This window comes from Streptomyces lunalinharesii (assembly GCF_039532155.1).
Taxonomy (GTDB): domain Bacteria; phylum Actinomycetota; class Actinomycetes; order Streptomycetales; family Streptomycetaceae; genus Streptomyces; species Streptomyces lunalinharesii.
In genome coordinates, this window is sequence record NZ_BAAARK010000019.1 from 17636 (window position 1) to 37662 (window position 20027).

The 20027-nt window shown below is 72.6% G+C and carries 13 protein-coding genes; 6 read left to right on the top strand and 7 right to left on the bottom strand.

Features of this window, described 5'->3' with window-relative positions; all coding sequences use genetic code 11:
- Nucleotides 1–12: 12 nt before the first annotated feature.
- Complete coding sequence (locus ABD385_RS25490) at nt 13–636, bottom strand: GNAT family N-acetyltransferase (protein WP_344580218.1); 624 nt, start codon at nt 634–636, stop codon at nt 13–15.
- A gap of 321 nt (nt 637–957) precedes the next feature.
- On the opposite strand from ABD385_RS25490, the gene secA reads away from it, so the two are divergent.
- A complete protein-coding gene (secA, locus tag ABD385_RS25495) occupies nt 958–3798 on the top strand; it encodes a preprotein translocase subunit SecA (protein WP_344580221.1) in 2841 nt (946 codons plus the stop codon).
- Nucleotides 3799–3893: 95 nt separating this feature from the next.
- Here secA and ABD385_RS25500 read toward each other — a convergent pair whose 3' ends face one another.
- Nucleotides 3894–4655: an Rv3235 family protein gene (locus tag ABD385_RS25500; protein ID WP_344580223.1), complete on the bottom strand. Its 762-nt coding sequence runs from the start codon at nt 4653–4655 to the stop codon at nt 3894–3896.
- Between the two features lie 278 nt (nt 4656–4933).
- Between ABD385_RS25500 and ABD385_RS25505 the strand changes: the two genes are divergently transcribed.
- The 3 genes from ABD385_RS25505 to ABD385_RS25515 all read left to right on the top strand — a co-directional run bounded on the left by ABD385_RS25505 (nt 4934) and on the right by ABD385_RS25515 (nt 11591).
- Nucleotides 4934–5440 (top strand): DUF6912 family protein, encoded by a 507-nt coding sequence (locus ABD385_RS25505; protein WP_344580224.1) that lies wholly within the window; start codon nt 4934–4936, stop codon nt 5438–5440.
- A 102-nt stretch (nt 5441–5542) separates the two neighbouring features.
- Entirely contained in the window at nt 5543–6205 is a 663-nt protein-coding gene (locus ABD385_RS25510; RefSeq protein ID WP_425585479.1) for an HAD family hydrolase, read from the top strand.
- A 424-nt stretch (nt 6206–6629) separates the two neighbouring features.
- Complete coding sequence (locus ABD385_RS25515) at nt 6630–11591, top strand: NAD-glutamate dehydrogenase (protein ID WP_344580228.1); 4962 nt, start codon at nt 6630–6632, stop codon at nt 11589–11591.
- A 113-nt stretch (nt 11592–11704) separates the two neighbouring features.
- On the opposite strand, the gene ABD385_RS25520 is transcribed toward ABD385_RS25515, so the two are convergent.
- Together ABD385_RS25520 and ABD385_RS25525 are read right to left on the bottom strand one after the other, a co-directional pair.
- A complete protein-coding gene (locus ABD385_RS25520; RefSeq protein WP_344580508.1) occupies nt 11705–12508 on the bottom strand; it encodes an ABC transporter ATP-binding protein in 804 nt (267 codons plus the stop codon).
- Between the two features lie 4 nt (nt 12509–12512).
- On the bottom strand, nt 12513–13454 hold the full coding sequence (locus tag ABD385_RS25525) for an ABC transporter permease (RefSeq protein ID WP_344580230.1): 942 nt from the start codon (nt 13452–13454) through the stop codon (nt 12513–12515).
- 163 nt (nt 13455–13617) lie between these two features.
- Here ABD385_RS25525 and ABD385_RS25530 point away from each other — a divergent pair, with 163 nt between their 5' ends.
- On the top strand, nt 13618–14256 hold the full coding sequence (locus ABD385_RS25530; protein WP_344580232.1) for a TetR/AcrR family transcriptional regulator: 639 nt from the start codon (nt 13618–13620) through the stop codon (nt 14254–14256).
- 109 nt (nt 14257–14365) lie between these two features.
- On the opposite strand, the gene ABD385_RS25535 is transcribed toward ABD385_RS25530, so the two are convergent.
- Nucleotides 14366–16036 (bottom strand): serine/threonine-protein kinase, encoded by a 1671-nt coding sequence (locus tag ABD385_RS25535; protein WP_344580234.1) that lies wholly within the window; start codon nt 16034–16036, stop codon nt 14366–14368.
- A gap of 335 nt (nt 16037–16371) precedes the next feature.
- Between ABD385_RS25535 and ABD385_RS25540 the strand changes: the two genes are divergently transcribed.
- Nucleotides 16372–18558 (top strand): PIG-L family deacetylase, encoded by a 2187-nt coding sequence (locus ABD385_RS25540; protein ID WP_344580236.1) that lies wholly within the window; start codon nt 16372–16374, stop codon nt 18556–18558.
- Here the strand turns inward: ABD385_RS25540 and ABD385_RS25545 are convergent.
- Both ABD385_RS25545 and ABD385_RS25550 read right to left on the bottom strand, forming a co-directional pair.
- Nucleotides 18516–19001 carry a GtrA family protein gene (locus ABD385_RS25545; protein WP_344580238.1) on the bottom strand — a complete coding sequence of 162 codons (486 nt, stop codon included), beginning with the start codon at nt 18999–19001 and terminating at the stop codon, nt 18516–18518. The two genes, ABD385_RS25540 and ABD385_RS25545, sit on opposite strands and share 43 nt — an antisense overlap.
- Complete coding sequence (locus tag ABD385_RS25550) at nt 19001–19987, bottom strand: glycosyltransferase family 2 protein (protein ID WP_344580240.1); 987 nt, start codon at nt 19985–19987, stop codon at nt 19001–19003. The genes ABD385_RS25545 and ABD385_RS25550 overlap by 1 nt, the downstream gene beginning before the upstream one ends.
- Between the last annotated feature and the right edge of the window lie 40 nt (nt 19988–20027).

Sequence of the window (20027 nt, forward strand, 5' to 3'; positions counted from 1 at the left end):
CGGTCCGCGGGGTCAGCGCGGGTGCGGGAGGTACGGCGTGGGGTCCGGCAGCGGCTGGGCGGTGGCGCCGGCCGGGGCGGGCTCGCGGGGCAGGTCGGACGGGAGGAGGGAGCCGATCCACACGTCCCGGCGGGTGCCCTCGTGCACCAGCTTGGCGCGGAGGGTGCCCTCCCGTTGGAAGCCGATCTTGCGGGCGACCGCCCAGGAGCCTTCGTTGCCGGCCTCGGCGAGCCATTCCAGGCGTTCCACGCCCAGTTCGCGAAAGGCCCAGCGGGCCACGGCGCCGGCCGCTTCGGCGGTGTGGCCCTTGCCACGCTGCCCCTTGGCGGTCCAGTAGCCGATTTCGGCCTGCCGTTCCGAGGTGTGCAGCTGGTCGAGGCGGAGCAGGGCCATGGAGCCGACCAGGGCCCTGTCGGCGCGGGTGACCACGGCGAAGGTGTAGCCGGTGTCGTCGCGCCAGCCGTCGGGGGCGACCTGGCCGACGAACCGTTCGGCGTCGGCCAGGCCGTAGGGCGAGGGGACCTCGGTCCAGCGGGGGATGTCGGGGTCCTGACAGGCGGCGTGCACCGCGGGCACGTCGGCGGGCTCGAAAGGGCGCAGCAGGAGGCGGTCGGTGGTGAGCGTGACGGGCATCATGGAGCGAGTCTGCTGCGCCGTGCGGGACGCCGCGAGCCGTTTTCGTGGCGTTTCCGTACGGCCGCGAAGGAGGGTGGCGGGGAGCCTTTCGGGACCGAGTGCGGCCGGGATCACCGTGGTTCGGCGGAAACTTTCCCGGCACCTTCTCGCGGGCTCGGGCGTTGACGTGGCAAGGGGTCGGCGGGCTCGGCTGCGCCGGACCTCCCGGCCGGACAGCGTCCTCCTTTACGATGGCCGTTGCGGCGGGGCCTGCCCCCTTGGAAACATGCCGCGCCCGCGCACTCGACCGTGCAGGCCCGACCGGCAAGGAGACCAGCCCAAGTGTCCGTCTTGACGAAGATCATGCGTGCAGGCGAAGGAAAGATCCTGCGCAAACTGCACCGCATCGCGGGCCAGGTGAACTCCATCGAGGAGGACTTCGCGGCCCTCTCCGACGCCGAGCTGAGGGCGCTCACCGACGAGTACAAGCAGCGCTTCGCCGACGGCGAGAGCCTCGACGACCTGCTGCCCGAGGCGTTCGCGACGGTCCGCGAGGCCGCGAAGCGGGTGCTCGGCCAGCGGCACTACGACGTCCAGCTGATGGGTGGCGCGGCCCTGCACCTCGGTTTCGTCGCGGAGATGAAGACCGGTGAGGGCAAGACCCTGGTGGGTACCCTCCCGGCGTATCTGAACGCGCTGTCCGGCAAGGGCGTCCACTTGATCACGGTCAACGACTACCTCGCCGAGCGCGACTCGGAAATGATGGGCCGGGTCCACAAGTTCCTGGGCCTGTCCGTGGGCTGCATCCTGGCGGACATGACGCCGGCGCAGCGCCGCGAGCAGTACGGCTACGACATCACCTACGGCACCAACAACGAGTTCGGCTTCGACTACCTGCGCGACAACATGGCCTGGTCGCGGGACGAACTGGTCCAGCGCGGCCACAACTTCGCGATCGTCGACGAGGTCGACTCGATCCTGGTGGACGAGGCCCGTACGCCGCTGATCATCTCCGGTCCGGCGGACTCGGCCACCAAGTGGTACGGCGACTTCGCCAAGTTGGTGCAGCGCCTCAAGCGGGGCGAGCCGGCCAACCCGCAGCGCGGCGTGGAGGAGACCGACGACTACGACGTCGACGAGAAGAAGCGCACCGTCGGCATCCACGAGTCCGGCGTCGGCAAGGTCGAGGACTGGCTGGGCATCGACAACCTGTACGAGTCGGTCAACACGCCGCTGGTCGGGTACCTCAACAACGCGATCAAGGCCAAGGAGCTGTTCAAGCTCGACAAGGACTACGTCGTCATCGACGGCGAGGTCATGATCGTCGACGAGCACACCGGCCGCATCCTCGCCGGTCGCCGCTACAACGAGGGCATGCACCAGGCCATCGAGGCGAAGGAGGGGGTGGAGATCAAGGACGAGAACCAGACGCTCGCCACGATCACCCTGCAGAACTTCTTCCGCCTCTACGACAAGCTCTCCGGCATGACCGGTACGGCCATGACCGAGGCCGCGGAGTTCCACCAGATCTACAAGCTCGGCGTCGTCCCGATCCCGACGAACCGGCCGATGGTCCGCAAGGACCAGGCGGACCTGATCTACCGCACGGAGCCCGCGAAGTTCGACGCGGTCGTCGAGGACATCGCGGACAAGCACGACAAGGGGCAGCCGATCCTGGTCGGCACCACCTCGGTCGAGAAGTCCGAGTACCTCTCGCAGCAGCTCAGGAACCGCGGCATCGCCCACGAGGTGCTCAACGCCAAGCAGCACGACCGGGAGGCGACGATCGTCGCCCAGGCGGGCCGCAAGGGCGCGGTGACGGTCGCCACCAACATGGCCGGTCGCGGTACGGACATCAAGCTCGGCGGCAACCCCGACGACCTCGCCGAGACCGAGCTGCGCAAGGCGGGGCTGGACCCGGTCGAGCACGTGGAGGAGTGGGCGGCCGCGCTGCCCGCCGCCCTGGAGCGCGCCGAGGCGGCCGTCAAGGCGGAGTTCGAGGAGGTCAAGGAGCTCGGCGGGCTCTACGTCCTGGGCACCGAGCGGCACGAGTCGCGGCGTATCGACAACCAGCTGCGCGGTCGTTCCGGCCGGCAGGGCGACCCGGGTGAGTCGCGGTTCTACCTCTCGCTGGGCGACGACCTGATGCGGCTGTTCAAGGCGCAGATGGTCGAGCGGGTCATGGCGATGGCCAACGTGCCCGACGACGTGCCGATCGAGAACAAGATGGTGACGCGGGCGATCGCGTCCGCCCAGTCGCAGGTCGAGCAGCAGAACTTCGAGACCCGCAAGAACGTCCTGAAGTACGACGAGGTCCTCAACCGCCAGCGCGAGGTCATCTACGGCGAGCGGCGCCGCGTCCTGGAGGGCGAGGACCTCCAGGACCAGATCAAGCACTTCATGGAAGACACGATCGACGCCTACATCCAGGCGGAGACCGTCGAGGGCTTCGCCGAGGAGTGGGACCTGGACCGCCTGTGGGGCGCGTTCAAGCAGCTCTACCCGGTCAAGGCGACCATCGAGGAGCTGGAGGAGGAGGTCGGCGACCGCGCGGGCCTGACCTCCGAGTTCATCGCCGACGCCATCAAGGACGACATCCACGAGCAGTACGCGGCCCGCGAGGAGCAGCTCGGCTCGGAGATCATGCGGGAGCTGGAGCGCCGCGTGGTCCTGTCGGTCCTGGACCGCAAGTGGCGCGAGCACCTCTACGAGATGGACTACCTCCAGGAGGGCATCGGCCTGCGGGCGATGGCCCAGAAGGACCCGCTGGTCGAGTACCAGCGCGAGGGCTTCGACATGTTCACCGCCATGATGGAGGGCATCAAGGAGGAGTCCGTCGGCTACCTGTTCAACCTGGAGGTCCAGGTGGAGCAGCAGGTCGAGGAGGTCCCGGTGGAGGAGTCCGCGGACGCCGCCGAGGCGGGGCAGGGCGCCGAGGAGGCCGTCCCGGCGGCGGCCGGTGCGGGACGTCCGGAGATCCACGCCAAGGGCCTGGAGGCGCCGCAGCGGCCCGATCGGCTGCACTTCACCGCGCCCAAGGTCGACGGTGACGGCAGCGTCGTCGAGGGCGACTTCGTCAGCGACGCGGACGGCGAGGGTCCGGCCCGTTCGGAGGCCGACGGGCTGACGCGTGCGGAGCGGCGCAAGGCGCAGAAGAGCGCGGGTCGCCGCCGCAAGAAGTGAGCCGCATGAGGTGAGCGGTCCGCCCCGTAGTGCGGCGGCGGAAGCGGAGGGCGCCCCGGTCGTGATCGACCGGGGCGCCCTCTTGCGTGCGCTCGCTAGGGGACGGGGCCGAGGTCGAGGGCGGCGCAGCGCCAGCGGGCGTCTGCGCCGCGTTCCAGGCGGAACGCCAGGGCGCGCAGACGGGCGCCGGTGGTGATGCGGGCGAACGCCTCGATGACGCCGTCGCGGGGGCGGCACAGGCCGCAGGCGTGCAGGGCCGGGACGGGGGCGCGCAGGCCGGGGGCGACGTACGGGCGCAGGGGCGCGTGCGGGGCGAGTTCGGCGAGCCGGTCGTAGGCCGCGGGCAGGGCGTGGCCGAGGAGGGCGTGCACGGGGCGTTGGTCGCTCAGGGCGAGCAGGAGTTGGTGGGCGAACCACAGGTGCGGGCGGTTCTCCAGGGCGCGGTGCCGGGCGCCGGGGGTGGGCAGTGGGATGTCCGGAGTGTCCGGCGTGGCGGGCGTGCGGCGCTGCGTGCTGGTGCGGGCGAGGTATGGGGTGCGGGTGGGGCCGCGGCTGCCAGAGGAACCGGGGCCGCGGCCGGCGGGGCCGGTCGGGCGGCGGGTGCCGCGCCGGCGCGCGGGCGTGCCGCGGATCGGTGCGGCGGGCGCCGGTGCCGGCGTAGGCGGGGTGACCGGCGCGCGGTCGGTGGGGGAGCGGCGCGGGCGGGGGACGGTCGGAGCGGGTGCCGGGCCGGTGCCGGGGCCGTGCGGTGGCGCGCCGCCCGGCCGCGGGGTGTGCGGGGCCGGTTCCGTCGGGGCCGGGCGGGCGTCCGGCGCGCCGCCGGTCGCTGCGGCGTGCTCGCTGGTGGTGTCGGTCATCGCGGTGCCCCCTCGTGCCGGGCCCGGCGTCGTTACCGGGCGGTAGCTCGTGGTGTGGATCTTGGCGGCGGGTGCCGGGTGCAGCAAGGCGCGCGGGCCGGCCGCGGGCGGCGGCAGACATTCACCCGTCCGTGGCGCGCGCCCGGGATGGCGGGCCGGGGCCGGGGCGGTGGAGGGGCGCGGGCCGGGTGCGACGGGAGGTGCCGGGACGGCACGAAGGGGGACGCACGGCCGTATGCTGACTGGGCATTGTTCTGGATCTAGCGAGAGCGGCTGTTATGCGTGTCTACGTCCCCCTGACGCTTTCCGGGCTCGCAGCGGCGCACCAGAGCGGTGAGCTGGGCAGTGGCCCGCTGCTCGCGTACGCCGTCACGCCGGCGCTGCGGGAGTGGTACGTCTCCGACGACATCGAGGAGTTGGAGTACGCGGCGCTGAACCGCGCGGCGCAGGCGTCGCTGCGGCTGCTGGCCGGGCATCCGGAGGTGCCCCGGCGGCGGGTCGTGGTGGCGGTCGACGTGCCGGACCGGAGCGCGGCCGTGGACCCGGACCGGGGGCTGGACCAGTCCGCGCTGGGCGAGGTGCGGATCGCCGGGCCGGTGCCGCTGGCGAAGGCGGCGGCGGTGCACGTGGACGGAGCGGACGCGACCGAGGACGTGGCGGCGGCCGCGGCGGCGCTGGGCGCGGCGGACCTCGGTGACGACGACGCGCAGTTCACGGTGGACGGTGCCGAGGACCACGACCTGATGTGGTTCGGGGTGCAGGAGATTCCGCAGTTGCTGGGGTGACACCTGGCGCGGTGGTCGGCACGCCGGCCCGGCGCCGTTGTCAGTGGCGGCGGGTACCGTTTTTCCATGGCAACCGCGCGGGGGAAGGACCGGGGGGACGACATGGCGAAGCCCACCGCACACATCGTGTGGGACTGGAACGGCACCCTGTTCCACGACATCGACGCCGTGATCGCGGCGACCAACTCCGCCTTCGCGGAGATCGGCCTGGAGCCGATCACGCTGGCGCGGTACCGCGAGCTGTACTGCGTGCCGGTGCCGCGCTTCTACGAGCGGCTGATGGGACGGCTGCCGACCGAGGCCGAGTGGCTGGTGATGGACGCCACCTTCCACCGGTACTACACCGAGCACCGGGCGGGCTGCGGCCTCGCCGAGGGCGCCGAGACGCTGCTCGCGTCCTGGCAGGCGGCCGGGCGGAGCCAGTCGATCCTCAGCATGTTCGGCCACGACGAGCTGATACCCCTGGTCCGCGATCTGGGCATCGCCTCGCGGTTCGTCCGGGTCGAGGGCCGCACGGGACCGTCCGGGGGTTCGAAGAGCGCGCAGATGGTCCGTCATCTGGCGGCCCTGGGGCGCGTCGATCCGGGGCGTACGGTGGTGATCGGGGACGCCGTCGACGATGCGGTGGCCGCCCGTGACGCGGGGGCCCGCGCGGTCCTCTACACCGGCGGTTCGCACAGCCGCAGCAGCCTGACGGCCGCCGGAGTGCCGGTGGTGGACAGTCTCACCGAGGCCGTGCAGGTCGCGGAGGAGATCGCGGCGTAGGACCGGCCGGTCCCGATCCGCCGGGGCGGCCCCACGGGCCGTTCCCGCTACATACGCCACCCCGGCGCCCCATTGTCCAGAAGGGCCAAGTTAAGGGTGTGGTTTTACGTGCACGGCGCATAACGGGGCAGTTGCCGGGAGAGATAGCCTTGCACCGTGATCAGCGCGATAGTCCGCGGGGGTAGCAAGGCCCCCGCCGAGCGCCCGGGACACCACCGTGACCGGGCGACTGCTGATCGTTGCGGCCGCCAATCCATGTCGACTTCGTCAAAACTCGTCGACGGCGGCACGGCCTTCCCCCATCGCGGCATAGCGTCGACAGCGACAGGACACCCCGCGTCGCGCTGGCGTTGTGCGGCTTCCACAGCCCTTCCCACGTTTTGCCACAACGTCACGCAACGGCGCGCGACAGGAGCCAGAGGACATGCAGACCAAGCTGGACGAAGCCAAGAACGAGCTGCTCGCGAGGGCCACCCGGGTAGGTGAGAGCAGTCCGGCCGGGGGCAAGCCACCGGTCCGCGGGCTGGACCCGGGCACCCTTGCGGGATACCTCCAGCGCTACTACCTGCACACCGCCCCCGAGGACCTCGCCGACCGCGACCCGGTCGACGTCTTCGGTGCCGCGCTTTCCCACTACCGCCTCGCCGAGCAGCGGCCGCAGGGCACCGCGAATGTGCGGGTGCACACCCCGACCGTCGAGGAGAACGGCTGGACGAGCAGCCACTCCGTCGTCGAGGTGGTCACCGACGACATGCCCTTCCTGGTCGACTCGGTTACCAACGAACTCTCGCGGCAGGGGCGCGGCATCCACGTCGTGATCCACCCGCAGCTGCTCGTCCGCCGGGACGTCACCGGCAAGCTGATCGAGGTCCTCGACGTCAACGGCGAGGTGCACGGCGCCGGCGGCGGCCGCAAGGTCGCCCAGCTGCCGCACGACGCGGTCGTCGAGTCCTGGATCCACGTCGAGATCGACCGGGAGACCGACCGGGACGACCTCAAGCAGATCACCGCCGATCTGCTGCGGGTCCTCTCCGACGCCCGCGAGGCCGTCGAGGACTGGGACAAGATGCGGTCCACCGCCCTGCGGATCGCGGAGGAGCTGCCCGGCGAGCCGATCGCCGACGACATCCGTGCGGAGGAGGTCGAGGAGGCCCGGGAACTGCTGCGCTGGCTCTCCGACGACCACTTCACCTTCCTCGGCTACCGCGAGTACGAGCTGGCCTCCGCGCCCTGCGAGGACGGCACGGACGAGGACGTCCTCACCGCGGTCCCCGGCACCGGCCTGGGCATCCTGCGCTCCGACCCGGCGCACCGCGAGAGCGACGCCGGCCACCCCGTCTCGCCGTCGTTCAACCGGCTGCCGGCGGACGCCCGCGCCAAGGCCCGCGAGCACAAGCTGCTGATCCTGACCAAGGCCAACAGCCGCGCCACCGTCCACCGGCCCTCCTACCTCGACTACGTCGGGGTGAAGAAGTTCGACAAGGCGGGCAACGTCATCGGGGAGCGCCGCTTCCTGGGCCTGTTCTCCTCGGCCGCGTACACCGAGTCCGTCCGCCGGGTGCCGGTGATCCGCCGCAAGGTCGCCGAGGTCCTGGAGGGCGCCGGCTTCAGCCCGAACAGCCACGACGGCCGCGACCTCCTCCAGATCCTGGAGACCTACCCGCGCGACGAGCTGTTCCAGATCCCGGCCGACCAGCTGCGGTCCATCGCCACCAGCGTGCTCTACCTCCAAGAGCGCCGGCGCCTGCGCCTCTACCTCCGCCAGGACGAGTACGGCCGCTACTACTCCGCCCTGGTCTACCTCCCGCGGGACCGCTACACCACCGCCGTGCGGCTGCGGCTGATCGACATCCTCAAGGAGGAGCTGGGCGGCACCAGCGTCGACTTCACCGCCTGGAACACCGAGTCGGTCCTCTCCCGGCTGCACTTCCTGATCCGGGTCGAGCCCGGCACCGCCCTGTCCGAGCTGACCGACGCGGACGTGGACCGCGTCGAGGCCCGGCTGGTGGAGGCCGCGCGCTCCTGGGCCGACGGCTTCGTCGAGGCGCTGACCGCCGAGGTCGGCGAGGAGCGCGCCGCCGAGCTGCTGCGCCGTTACGCCCATGCCTTCCCCGAGGGCTACAAGGCCGACAACAACCCGCGCAGCGCGGTCGCCGACCTCCAGCACCTGGAGAAGCTCACCGGGGAGCCCGGCCACGACTTCGCGGTCAGCCTCTACGAGCCGGTCAACGCCGGCCCCGGCGAGCGCCGCTTCAAGATCTACCGTCGGGGCGAGCCGGTCTCGCTGTCGAAGGTGCTGCCGGGCCTGAACCGCCTGGGCGTCGAGGTCGTCGACGAGCGCCCGCACGAGCTGCGCTGCGCCGATGCCACCCTTGCCTGGATCTACGACTTCGGCCTGCGGATGCCCGAGCACGTCTCGGGCGACGACGCCCGCGAGCGCTTCCAGGAGGCGTTCACCGCGGTCTGGACGGGCGCCGCCGAGAGCGACGACTTCAACCAGCTGGTGCTGCGGGCCGGGCTCGACTGGCGCCAGGCGATGGTGTTGCGCGCCTACGCCAAGTACCTGCGGCAGGCCGGCTCGACGTTCAGCCAGACGTACATGGAGGACACCCTCTCCAACAACGTCCACACCACCCGGCTGCTGGTCTCGCTCTTCGAGGCGCGGATGTCGCCGGAGCGGCAGAGCGCCGGCACCGAGCTGATCGACGGGCTGCTGGAGGAGCTGGACGGCGCCCTGGACCAGGTCGCCTCCCTCGACGAGGACCGCATCCTGCGCTCCTTCCTCACCGTCATCAAGGCGACCCTGCGCACCAACCACTACCAGCGGGACGGCCAGGGCCGGCCGCACTCCTACCTGTCCATGAAGCTGGACCCGCAGGCCATCCCCGACCTGCCGGCGCCCCGCCCGGCGTACGAGATCTGGGTGTACTCGCCCCGCGTCGAGGGCGTCCACCTGCGGTTCGGCAAGGTCGCGCGCGGTGGTCTGCGCTGGTCGGACCGGCGGGAGGACTTCCGCACGGAGATCCTCGGCCTGGTCAAGGCGCAGATGGTCAAGAACACCGTCATCGTGCCGGTCGGCGCCAAGGGCGGCTTCGTCGGCAAGCAGCTGCCGGACCCGGCGGCGGACCGCGACGCGTGGCTGGCCGAGGGCATCGCCTGCTACAAGACCTTCATCTCGGGTCTGCTGGACATCACCGACAACCTCGTCGCCGGCGAGGTCGTCCCGCCCCAGGACGTCGTCCGGCACGACGAGGACGACACCTACCTCGTGGTCGCCGCCGACAAGGGCACCGCGACGTTCTCCGACATCGCCAACGAGGTCGCCGAGTCCTACGGCTTCTGGCTGGGCGACGCGTTCGCCTCCGGCGGCAGCGCCGGCTACGACCACAAGGGCATGGGCATCACCGCCCGCGGCGCCTGGGAGTCGGTCAAGCGGCACTTCCGCGAGCTGGGCCACGACAGCCAGACCCAGGACTTCACCGTCGTCGGCGTCGGCGACATGTCCGGTGACGTCTTCGGCAACGGCATGCTGCTCAGCGAGCACATCCGGCTGGTCGCCGCCTTCGACCACCGGCACATCTTCCTCGACCCCAAGCCGGACGCGGCGACCTCGTACGCCGAGCGCCGCCGGCTGTTCGAGCTGCCGCGCTCCTCGTGGGCGGACTACGACACCGCGCTGCTCTCGCAGGGCGGCGGCATCCACCCGCGCACGGCCAAGTCCATCCCGATCAACGCCCAGGTGCGGGCCGCGCTGGGCCTTGAGGCCGGCGTGAAGAAGATGACGCCCGCCGACCTGATGCAGGCCATCCTCAAGTCCCCGGTGGACCTGCTGTGGAACGGCGGCATCGGCACCTACGTGAAGGCGTCGACGGAGACGCACGCCGACGTGGGCGACAAGTCCAACGACGCGATCCGGGTCAACGGCGAGGACCTGCGGGTCAAGGTCGTCGGCGAGGGCGGCAACCTGGGCCTGACGCAGCTGGGCCGGATCGAGTTCGCCACGGCCGGCGGGAAGATCAACACCGACGCGATCGACAACAGCGCCGGCGTGGACACCTCCGACCACGAGGTCAACATCAAGATCCTGCTCAACTCCGTCGTCTCCGACGGCGACATGACGGTCAAGCAGCGCAACAAGCTGCTGGCGCAGATGACCGACGAGGTCGGCGCGCTGGTGCTGCGCAACAACTACGCGCAGAACACCGCGCTGGCGCTGGCCATCGCCCAGTCCTCCAGCATGCTCCACGCCCAGCAGCGCTTCATGCGCCGCCTGGTGCGCGACGGGCACCTGGACCGGGCGCTGGAGTTCCTGCCCAGCGACCGGCAGATCCGCGAGCGGCTGAGCGCCGGGCGCGGCCTGACCCAGCCGGAGACCGCGGTCCTGCTCGCCTACACCAAGATCACGGTGGCCGACGAACTGATCCACACGGGGCTGCCGGACGACGCCTACCTCCAGCGCCTGCTGCACGCCTACTTCCCGACCGCGCTGCGGGAGGCGTTCACCGGCCAGGTCGACGGGCACGCGCTGAGCCGCGAGATCGTCACCACGGTGCTGGTCAACGACACCGTCAACACCGGCGGTACGAGCTTCCTGCACCGCATGCGGGAGGAGACCGGCGCGTCGCTGGAAGAGGTCGTCCGGGCGCACACCGCGGCCCGTGCGATCTTCCGACTCAACCAGGTCTGGGACGACGTCGAGGCGCTCGACAACGTCGTGGCGGCCGACGTGCAGACCCGGATCCGGCTGCACTCGCGCCGGCTGGTCGAGCGCGGCACCCGCTGGCTGCTCAACAACCGCCGCCAGCCGCTGGAGCTGTCCGGGACGATCGACTTCTTCGCGGAGCGGGTGGCGCAGGTCTGGGCGGAGCTGCCGAAGCTGCTGCAGGGCAGTGACCTGGAGTGGTACCAGACGATCCTGGAGGAGCTGACCGACGCCGGGGTGCCCGAGCAGCTCGCCGTCCAGGTGTCCGGCTTCTCGTCGGTCTTCCCGGCGCTGGACATCGTCGCCATCGCGGACCGCACGGGCAAGGAGCCGCTGGCCGTCGCGGAGGTCTACTACGACCTGGGCGACCGGCTGCGGATCAACCAGCTGCTGGACCGGATCCTGGAGCTGCCGCGCAACGACCGCTGGCAGTCGATGGCCCGTGCCTCCATCCGCGAGGACCTCTTCGCGGCGCACGCCGCGCTCACCTCCGACGTGCTGGCGGTGGGCGACGGGGCCGCGTCGCCGCAGGAGCGGTTCACCGCGTGGGAGGAGGCGAACGCGGCGATCCTGACGCGGGCGCGGGCCACGCTGGAGGAGATCCACGGATCGGAGGGGTTCGACCTGGCGAACCTCTCGGTGGCGATGCGGACCATGCGCACGCTGCTGCGCACGCACAGCTGAGGCGGGCGGGGGCGGCGCCGTTGCGGCGTCGCCCCGTCGGCCCCTGAATGACGTGAGCGCCGGACGGGCTGGAAGGCCCGTCCGGCGCTCGTGCGTGGGTGCGGTGGGGGTGCTCAGCCCTGGGTGAAGTCCTCGTAGGCTTGAAGGACTTCGTCCGTGGGGCCGTCCATCCGCAGGACGCCCCGCTCCAGCCACAGGACGCGGTCGCAGGTGTCGCGGATGGAGTTGTTGTTGTGGCTGACGAGGAAGACGGTGCCGGCTTCCTCGCGCAGTTCGCGGATGCGGGCCTCGGAGCGCTTCTGGAACGCGCGGTCGCCGGTGGCCAGCGCCTCGTCGATCAGCAGCACGTCGTGGTCCTTGGCCGCCGCGATGGAGAACCGCAGTCGGGCCGCCATGCCGGACGAGTAGGTGCGCATCGGCAGCGAGATGAAGTCGCCCTTCTCGTTGATGCCGGAGAAGTCGACGATGCCGTCGTAGCGGTCGCGCACCTGCTCGCGGGACATGCCCATCGCCAGGCCGCCCAGGAGGACGTTCTTCTCGCCGGTCAGGTCGTTCATCAGGGCCGCGTTGACGCCCAGCAGCGAGGGCTGGCCGTGGGTGTAGACCTTGCCGCGCTCGGCGGGCAGCAGTCCGGCGATCGCCTGGAGGAGCGTCGACTTGCCGGAGCCGTTCGAACCGATCAGGCCGATCGACTCGCCCTTGCGGGCGGTGAAGGAGACGCCCTTGACGGCGTGCACCTCGCGGACGTTGGTGGCGGGCCCGCGCCGCATGATGCGGTTGAGCGCCGCGGTGGCGCTGCCCTTGCCGGCGCCGGTGCCGTAGACGCGGTAGACGATGTGCAGGTCGTCCGCGATCACGGTGGGGGCGCGGTGCTCGGTCGCCACCGCCGGGCGGCGGTCGTCGTGGTGTTCCGTCATGTGCTCAGCCACGTCCGTACTGCTCCTCGGCCTTCCAGAAGTACACGTAACCGGCGACGCCGGCCACCACGGCCCAGCCGGCCGCGAACGCCCACACGTGCGGCGGCAGCTGGTGCGCCGTGAAGCTGTCGATCAGGGCGAAGCGCATCAGGTCGATGTAGACCGCGGCGGGGTTGCCGTTCAGCAGCACCAGCACGACCGGCGGCAGGTGCTTGCCCTGGGTGATCAGGCTGATGCTGAACATCACGCCGGACGCGTACATCCAGGTCCGCATGATGAAGGGCATCAGCTGCGCCAGGTCCGGCGTCTTGCTGCCGAGTCGGGCCATGACCATCGCCAGGCCGGTGTTGAAGACGAACTGCAGCGTCAGCGCCGGGAGGACCAGCAGCCAGGACCAGGTCGGCACCTGCCCGAAGGCCAACAGGATGACCACCAGCACGGCCATGGAGTACAGCAGCTGCTGGAGCTGGGCCAGGCAGAACGAGATCGGCAGGCAGGCGCGGGGGAAGTGCAGCGCGCGCACCAGGCCGAGGTTGCCGGAGATCGCCCGGGTGCCGGTCATCACCGAGTTCTGCAGGAAGGTGAAGACGAAGACGCCGGTCACCAGGTACGGGATGTAGTCCGGGACGCCCTTCCGGGTGCCGATCAGCACACCGAAGATCAAGTAGTAGACGCCGGCGTTGAGCAGCGGGGTGATCACCTGCCACAGCTGGCCGAGCTTGGCGGTGGTGTACATCGCGGTGAGCTTGGCGGTGGCGAACGAGGTGATGAAGTGCCGCCGGTGCCACAGCTGGCGGGTGTACTCGCCCAGCGAGGGGCGGGCGCCGCTCACCGTGAGCCCGTGGCGTTCGGCCAGCGCGCGCAGCTCCGGGTCGGGTGCGCTGCCGGACGGCCGGACGGGAGTCGGGTCGGGGGCGGGGGCCGGAGGAGCCAGGGTCTGGGGCATGGAGGCCGCTTTCGCTTGCGTACGGGGGACGTCAGAGTCCGGTCACGGGGAGGACGTCGGAGTCCGTTGCGACGACGGAACGGGGCCGTATCGTCGCGACGTCGACAGTAGGGCGGGTCCACGTCGAAACGCAACCGTAGCGTCGTGACGCTAGGATCAAGGCATGGCAAAAGATGGGGATGGCACCGAGAGCGGGAGCGGTCCGGCGGCGGGGACGCGCCGGGCCCCGGCCGGCGCCGCCGTGCTGCGGGAGGACAAGACCGCCGCGATCCGCGCGGCGGTCTTCGAGGAGCTGGCTGCCGTCGGCTTCGCGCGGATGTCCATCGAGGGCATCGCCCGGCGCGCCGGGGTCGGCAAGACCGCCGTCTACCGGCGCTGGCGCTCCAAACTGCACCTGGTCCTGGACGTGGTCGCGGCGGTCGCCGCGGCGGGGCTGCCGGCCCCGGACACCGGGTCGCTGCGCGGTGACGTCCGGACGGTGCTGGAGGTCGCGGCCCGCGCGCTGCGGCACCCGATGGCCTCGCAGATCATCCCGGACCTGCTGGCCGAGGCGGCGCGCAGCCCGGAGCTGGCCGCGGCGCTGAAGACCGCGTTGCACGACAGTCAGCAGGGCGTGGCCGCGGCGGTGGTGGCCCGGGCGGTGGAGCGCGGCGAGCTGCCGCCGGACGTGGACCCCCAGCTGGCGCTCGACCTGCTGACCGGGCCGCTGTACTGGCGGCTGCTGGTGGTCCGCGACGAGGTGCCCGCGGGCTACCTGGACGCACTGGCGGGATCGGTGACGGCGGCGCTGGGCGCGGACTAGCGACCCGGCGGCGGACGACCCGTCGGGCCGGGCCCACCGGCGCGGCGCGGGCCGCGGCGGGCCGAACGGGGTCCGTGCCGCCCGCGTCCGGGCCTTCGCCAGCGCTGCGCTAGCTCTTCTGCCAGAGCGTCACCTTCGTCGCGAAGTTCGGCATCCGGCTCTCGGGGTTCGGGGTCATGCCGGTGATCTCGATCATCGCCAGGTTGCCGTCCGTGGTCTGTGTGCACAGCAAGGTGCCGACGTGGATCGTCTGGCCCTTGTCCAGTTCCTCGCGGCGCACCTGGTCGGGCAGCACGTCGGAGTGCGAGCCGTCCAGGCACGCCTGGGCGGTCCGGCCGGTGCTGCGCCCCATGGGCGTGTGGAACTCCAGGCCGATGCCGGACACCCCGTTGTAGGTGATCTCGTACGGGGACTCGTCGATCTGCGCGCCGGGCACGGCCTTGGGGACGTCGAGGTCGATGTAGTTGAAGCCGGCAGCGGAGGGCGCGCGCAGCGCGAACGGGCGGTCCTGGAAGACCACCCGGTAGCCGGCGTTCCCGTCCACCGTGGCGGACGGGCCGGGGGACGGGTCGCCGGAGCCGCCCTTGTGGTGCGTGGGCGCGGCGGTGGGGGTGCCCGGCCCGCCCGTGGCCCGCTCGGCGGTGCCGCTGCCGCGCGCCACCGACCAGGTGATCCCGACCACCGCGGCCAGCGCCACCGCGCCGAGCGTGACCCACAGTGCGGGCCGGCGCCGCGGGCCGGGCGCGGGCGCGCCGGGGCCGACGGTGGGCATGGCATGCAGGCCGCCGGGCGCCGGGCCGGTGGCGCCCTGGGTCGGGGCGGCGTGCGGGCCCGTCCCTCGGGTGGGGGTGTAGCCGGGCGGGCCCTGGGTCGGGGTGTAGCCGGGCGGCGGCGGGGCGGCGGCCGGCGGCGGCTCCGGCAGTTCCCGGGCGGCGCGCTCCCGTCGGGTGATCTCGGTGGCCAGGGCCGCCGGCAGCCAGTCGCCGAAGTCCCGCGGCCCGCGCCCGGAAGCCGCCCGGCACAGCTGTGTCAACTCGGCCGGCGCCGGCCGCCGTTGAGGGTCGGCGGCCAGGCAGCGGACGAGCAACGGGCGCAGCGCGTCCGGGTAGCCGTCGAGGTCCGGGGCGACCTGCGCGGTGTTGGCGATCCGGGCGGCGACGGTGATCGCCGCGCCGTCCCCGTACGGGTGCCGGCCGGTGGCCGCGACCGCCGCGATCAGGCCCAGCGAGAACACGTCGGCGGCGGGCGTGACCCGCTCGCCGGCGGCGTGCTCGGGGGACATGTACTGCGGGGTGCCGATGAAGCCGCCGCTGCGGGTGAGCTGGGTGGCGTCGGCGGCCCGCGCGATCCCGAAGTCGATGACGTAGGGGCCCTGCGGGCCGAGCAGGACGTTGCTCGGCTTGAGGTCGCGGTGGACGACCCCGGCGGCGTGCACCGAGCCCAGTGCGTCGGCCGCCGCCCCGATCAGCTGGAAGAGTGCCGGCAGCGGCAGCGGGCCGTCCCGCAGCGCCTCGTCGAGTGGCAGTCCGGGCACGAACGCCGTGGCCAGCCAGGGCAGTTCGCCGCTGGTGTCGTGGTCGAGGACCGACACGACGTGATAGCCCTGCACCCGCCGGGCGGCCCGGACCTCCTGCTCGAAGCGGCTGCGGAAGTCCGGGTCCTGGCCGAACTCCCGGCGGATGACCTTCAGCGCGGCGGGCTGGTTGCCGCGGGTGCGGGTGAGGTACACCGAGCCCATGCCGCCCTCGCCGAGCCGCGCCAACAGCCGGTAGCCGGCCACGTCCCGCGGATCGTCGGGGCGCAGGGGCGTGAAGACGTCGTCGTGCGTGCTGATGTGGAGCCACCCCCCGGTAGAGACCTACCGGGGGATGCTATCCGTACACCCGTCCGGGGGACGGTCAACCCGTCAACTCCGCTGCCGCGCCACGCAGTCCGTACCGCGGCCGACTGACGGGCCTTCACTCGAACGGCCATCCGGCGGGGTTGCCGGGCGCCGGCGGCGGGCGCCCGGCCGGGCGGGCGGGGAACGGGCCGGGCCGGACCCGCGGGCGCGCGCGATCGCCGGCGCCCGCAAATACTGGGGAGGTGCCCCGGTCAGGACCCCCAGGACCGTCGATGTCGCGCCGCCGGCTGCTCCAGGCCACCGGCGGTGCCGTCCTCGCGGCCACGGCCGGGGCCGGCGTGTGGGCCTGGTTCTCCCCCGACGCCACCCGCCCGGCCCCGCCGGCCCGCGAGCAGGAGTCCGCCGAGGAACCGGACGAGCAGGTGTTCCTGCACGTCATCGCGCACCCCGACGACGGCCTGTTCTTCATGAACCCGGGGCTGGAACAGGCCATCCGCAGCGGCGCGCGCACCGTCACGGTCTGCCTGACGGGCGGCGAGTCCGACGGCCGGAACGCCCCCCGGGGCAGCGCGCTGTACCGCCGGGCCATCCCGAACCGGCCGGCGTTCGCCCGGGCCCGGGTCAACGGGCTGCTCGCCGCGCACGCCCAGATGGCCACCGGGGACCGCGAGAGTGCCTGGGACGCCGACGCCCGCACCCTGCTCCGCGGCTTCCAGGTGGAGGTCCAGACGCTGCGCGCCGCCCCCCAGCACCAGCTGGTCTTCCTGGAACTGGTCGAGGCCCGCGCCGTCTACCAGCCGCGCGCCACCAGCCTGCGCGGCCTCTGGCTCGGGGTGGCCGACTCGATCCCCACGCTGCGCCCCGAGGGCAGCCCCGTCCAGCGCCAGTTCCGCTACCGCCGCGACCAGGTCACCGACACCCTGACGGCGGTCCTGGACTGGGTCCGGCCCACCGTCGTGCGCACCCTGGACCCCAACGCGGTGCACTCCGGCAAACGGCCGCTGGCCACCCCCGACCCCCGGCTGGCCGGCCTGCGCTACCTGGACCACCAGGACCACACCGCCTCCGCCCACTTCACCCAGGCGGCGCTGGCCCGCTACTGGGGGCACGGCCGCCCCGCCCCCACCATCGTGGAGAACTACCTCGGCTACGAACTCGGCGTGCTCCCCAACGACCTCGACCTGTCCACCGCCCGCCGCAAGGCCGGCACCCTCGACATCTACGGCTGGGCCGACCACCGCCCCTGCGCCGACCCGGCGGGCTGCGGCGACCGCAAGGTCGGCGGTTCCGCCCTCAACGGCAGCCCGCGCAACTGGACCCGCAGCACCCGGCTGCGCGCGCCCGGCTCCAACGCCTGGGTGCGGCCGGCCGCGGACGGCCGGCTGACCGCGTTCGCGGTGCTGGGCGGCGCCGCGTACGGCTGGGCGGAGACCGGCGTGGGCAGCGGGCGGTTCGGCGCACCGGCCCGGCTCGGCGGGCAGCTGCTCCAGGGGCAGCTGCACGCGGTGCGTCACCCGGACGGCACGCTCCAGCTGTTCGGGTCGCGGACCGTGCTGCCCGGGCCCGACGTCGACCACCACCGCGAGGTGGTCACCGCGCGCCAGACCGGCACCGGCCGGGACGGGGTGCCCGCCTTCGGCGGATGGGAGTCGCTGGGCTCCCCGGAGCGGGACCCGGTGCGGTCGCTGGAGATCGGCTTCCCGGCCGCGGTGGCCGCCCAGGACGGCACGGTGCACGTCTTCGTGCGGACCTGGGACGGCGCGATCGGCCACTGCAGCGGGCCGCACGGCGGGCAGTGGTCGCCCTGGGACGTCTTGGAGGGGCCGGCCGGCGTCGGCACCCTCCAGGCGTCCCCGCAGATCGTCGACGGGATCGACGCCTGCGTGGACGCCGAGGGGCTGATCCACCTCGTCGCGCCCAGCGTCCGCACGGTGCAGCACTGGGTGTCCAAGGAGCCCGGCCAAACGCCCCGGCCGGGTGCCGCCACCGGGCTGCCGGAGCCGGGCGGGCCGGTCAGCATCGCGCCGCTGGCCGGCGGCGTGGTGCGGATCGCCTACCGGCAGTCGCGGAGCGCGCGGGTGCTGATCGCCGATCGGCAGCGGGCGATCGGCAGCTGGCGGGTCGCCGCGCAGTGCGAACGCGCCGGCGGCTACGGGCGGGTGGCGCTGGCGCCGACCGGCAGCGGCGACCGGATGGTGCTGGCCGCCCGGGACGACGCCGGCGACGTCCGGGTGGCGATGGCGCAGGCCGCGCCCGAGCCCTGGCAGCGGTGCCGGTTGGCGCACTCGGCGGCGGCCGGCGTGGCGCCCGACGCGGCCGGCCGGGCGGTGCTGGTGGCCCTCGGCAACGACGGCCGGCTGTACGCGGCCCGGCAGGCGAAGGCCGGGCGGACCGCGCCGTTCTCGGCCTGGCGGGCTCAGGCCGGCCGGCCTGAGCGCACCGGCGGCGACTCGGGCTGATCGGACTGGTCGGTCTGCTCGGGCTGGTCGGGCCGGTCGGGGGCGCCGCGGCGGCGGGCCGGCGGTCGCAGGATCCGCCGGGAGACGACGAAGGTGACCGGCAGCGCCAGCAGTGCCGCGGCCAGCGGTGCGGCCACGCTGTTCATCCCCCACCAGCTCACCAGCGCCACCAGACCGGCGCTCTGCACCGCGTAGTTGGTGACCTGGGTCAGCGGGAAGAGCAGGAACTTCTTCCAGGTGGGGCGGGTGCGGTAGGTGAAGTAGGTGTTGAGGAAGAACGAGCCGACGAGGCTGAGGACGAAGCCCGCGGTGTAGGCGGCGAAGTACGGCAGCAGGCGGTGCAGCGGCAGGTAACAGGCGTAGAACGTCGCGGTGTTGACGCCGCCGACCACCGTGAACCGGGCCACCTGCCCCCAGGGGAGCGCCGCCAGCGGCCCGCGCATCAGCGGGGCCGCTGGCCGACGGCGGCGGTAGGGGAGGAGGCGGGCGCGCGCACCGGGGCGGGGGCGGCGCCGTCGCTCTCCTTGACCAGGTAGTGCGGTCGCCGCTTGGTCTCGTAGTAGATCCGCCCGATGTACTCGCCGATCAGCCCGAGCATCACCATCTGCAAACCGCCCAGCCCCACGACGATGGCGACCAGCGTGACGTAGCCGGGCGCGGTGACCCCGCCGACGAACGCCGCGCCGACGACCCACAGGGCGTAGAGGGCGGCGAGCGCCGCCAGGCTCAACCCGGCGTAGAGAGCCGCGCGCAGCGGACGGCAGTTGAACGAGATCATCCCGTCGATGCCGTAGTTGACGAGCGCGCCGAAGCGCCACTTGGTCTCGCCGGCCTCCCGGGCCGCGTTGCGGTAGTCGAAGCTGACGGTGTCGAAGCCGATCCAGGAGAACAGCCCCTTGGAGAAGCGGTTGTACTCGGGCAGCGCGAGCAGGGCGTCCACCGCCTTGCGGGACAGCAACCGGAAGTCGCCGGCGCCGTCGGTCAGTTCGACGTCGATCCAGGTGTTGACGGCGCGGTAGTACACGCGGCTGAGGACGGTGCGCAGCCGCCGGTCGCCGTCGCGGCTGCGCCGGGCGATGACCTGGTCGTGGCCGAGCTGGTAGAGGTCGAGCATCTTCTCGACCAGCTCCGGCGGGTGCTGGAGGTCGGCGTCCATGAGGATCACCGCGTCGCCGGTGGCCGCCCTGAGTCCGGCCAGCATCGCCGGCTCCTTGCCGAAGTTGCGGCTGAAGGAGAGGTAACGGGTGGTGCCGGGGTGCTGCTGGGCCAGGGCGCGCAGGCGGGGCAGGGTCCCGTCGAGGCTGCCGTCGTCCACGTAGCACAGCTCGTACGCGACCGCGAGGCCGTCCAGCACCGTGCGCAGCTGGTCGTCGAAGCGACCTATCACGGCTTCTTCGTTGTAGCAGGGGACGACGACGGAGAGCTTCATGGGCGGGCCTTTTCGCCGGGGGCCAGGGGGCGGCTGAGGC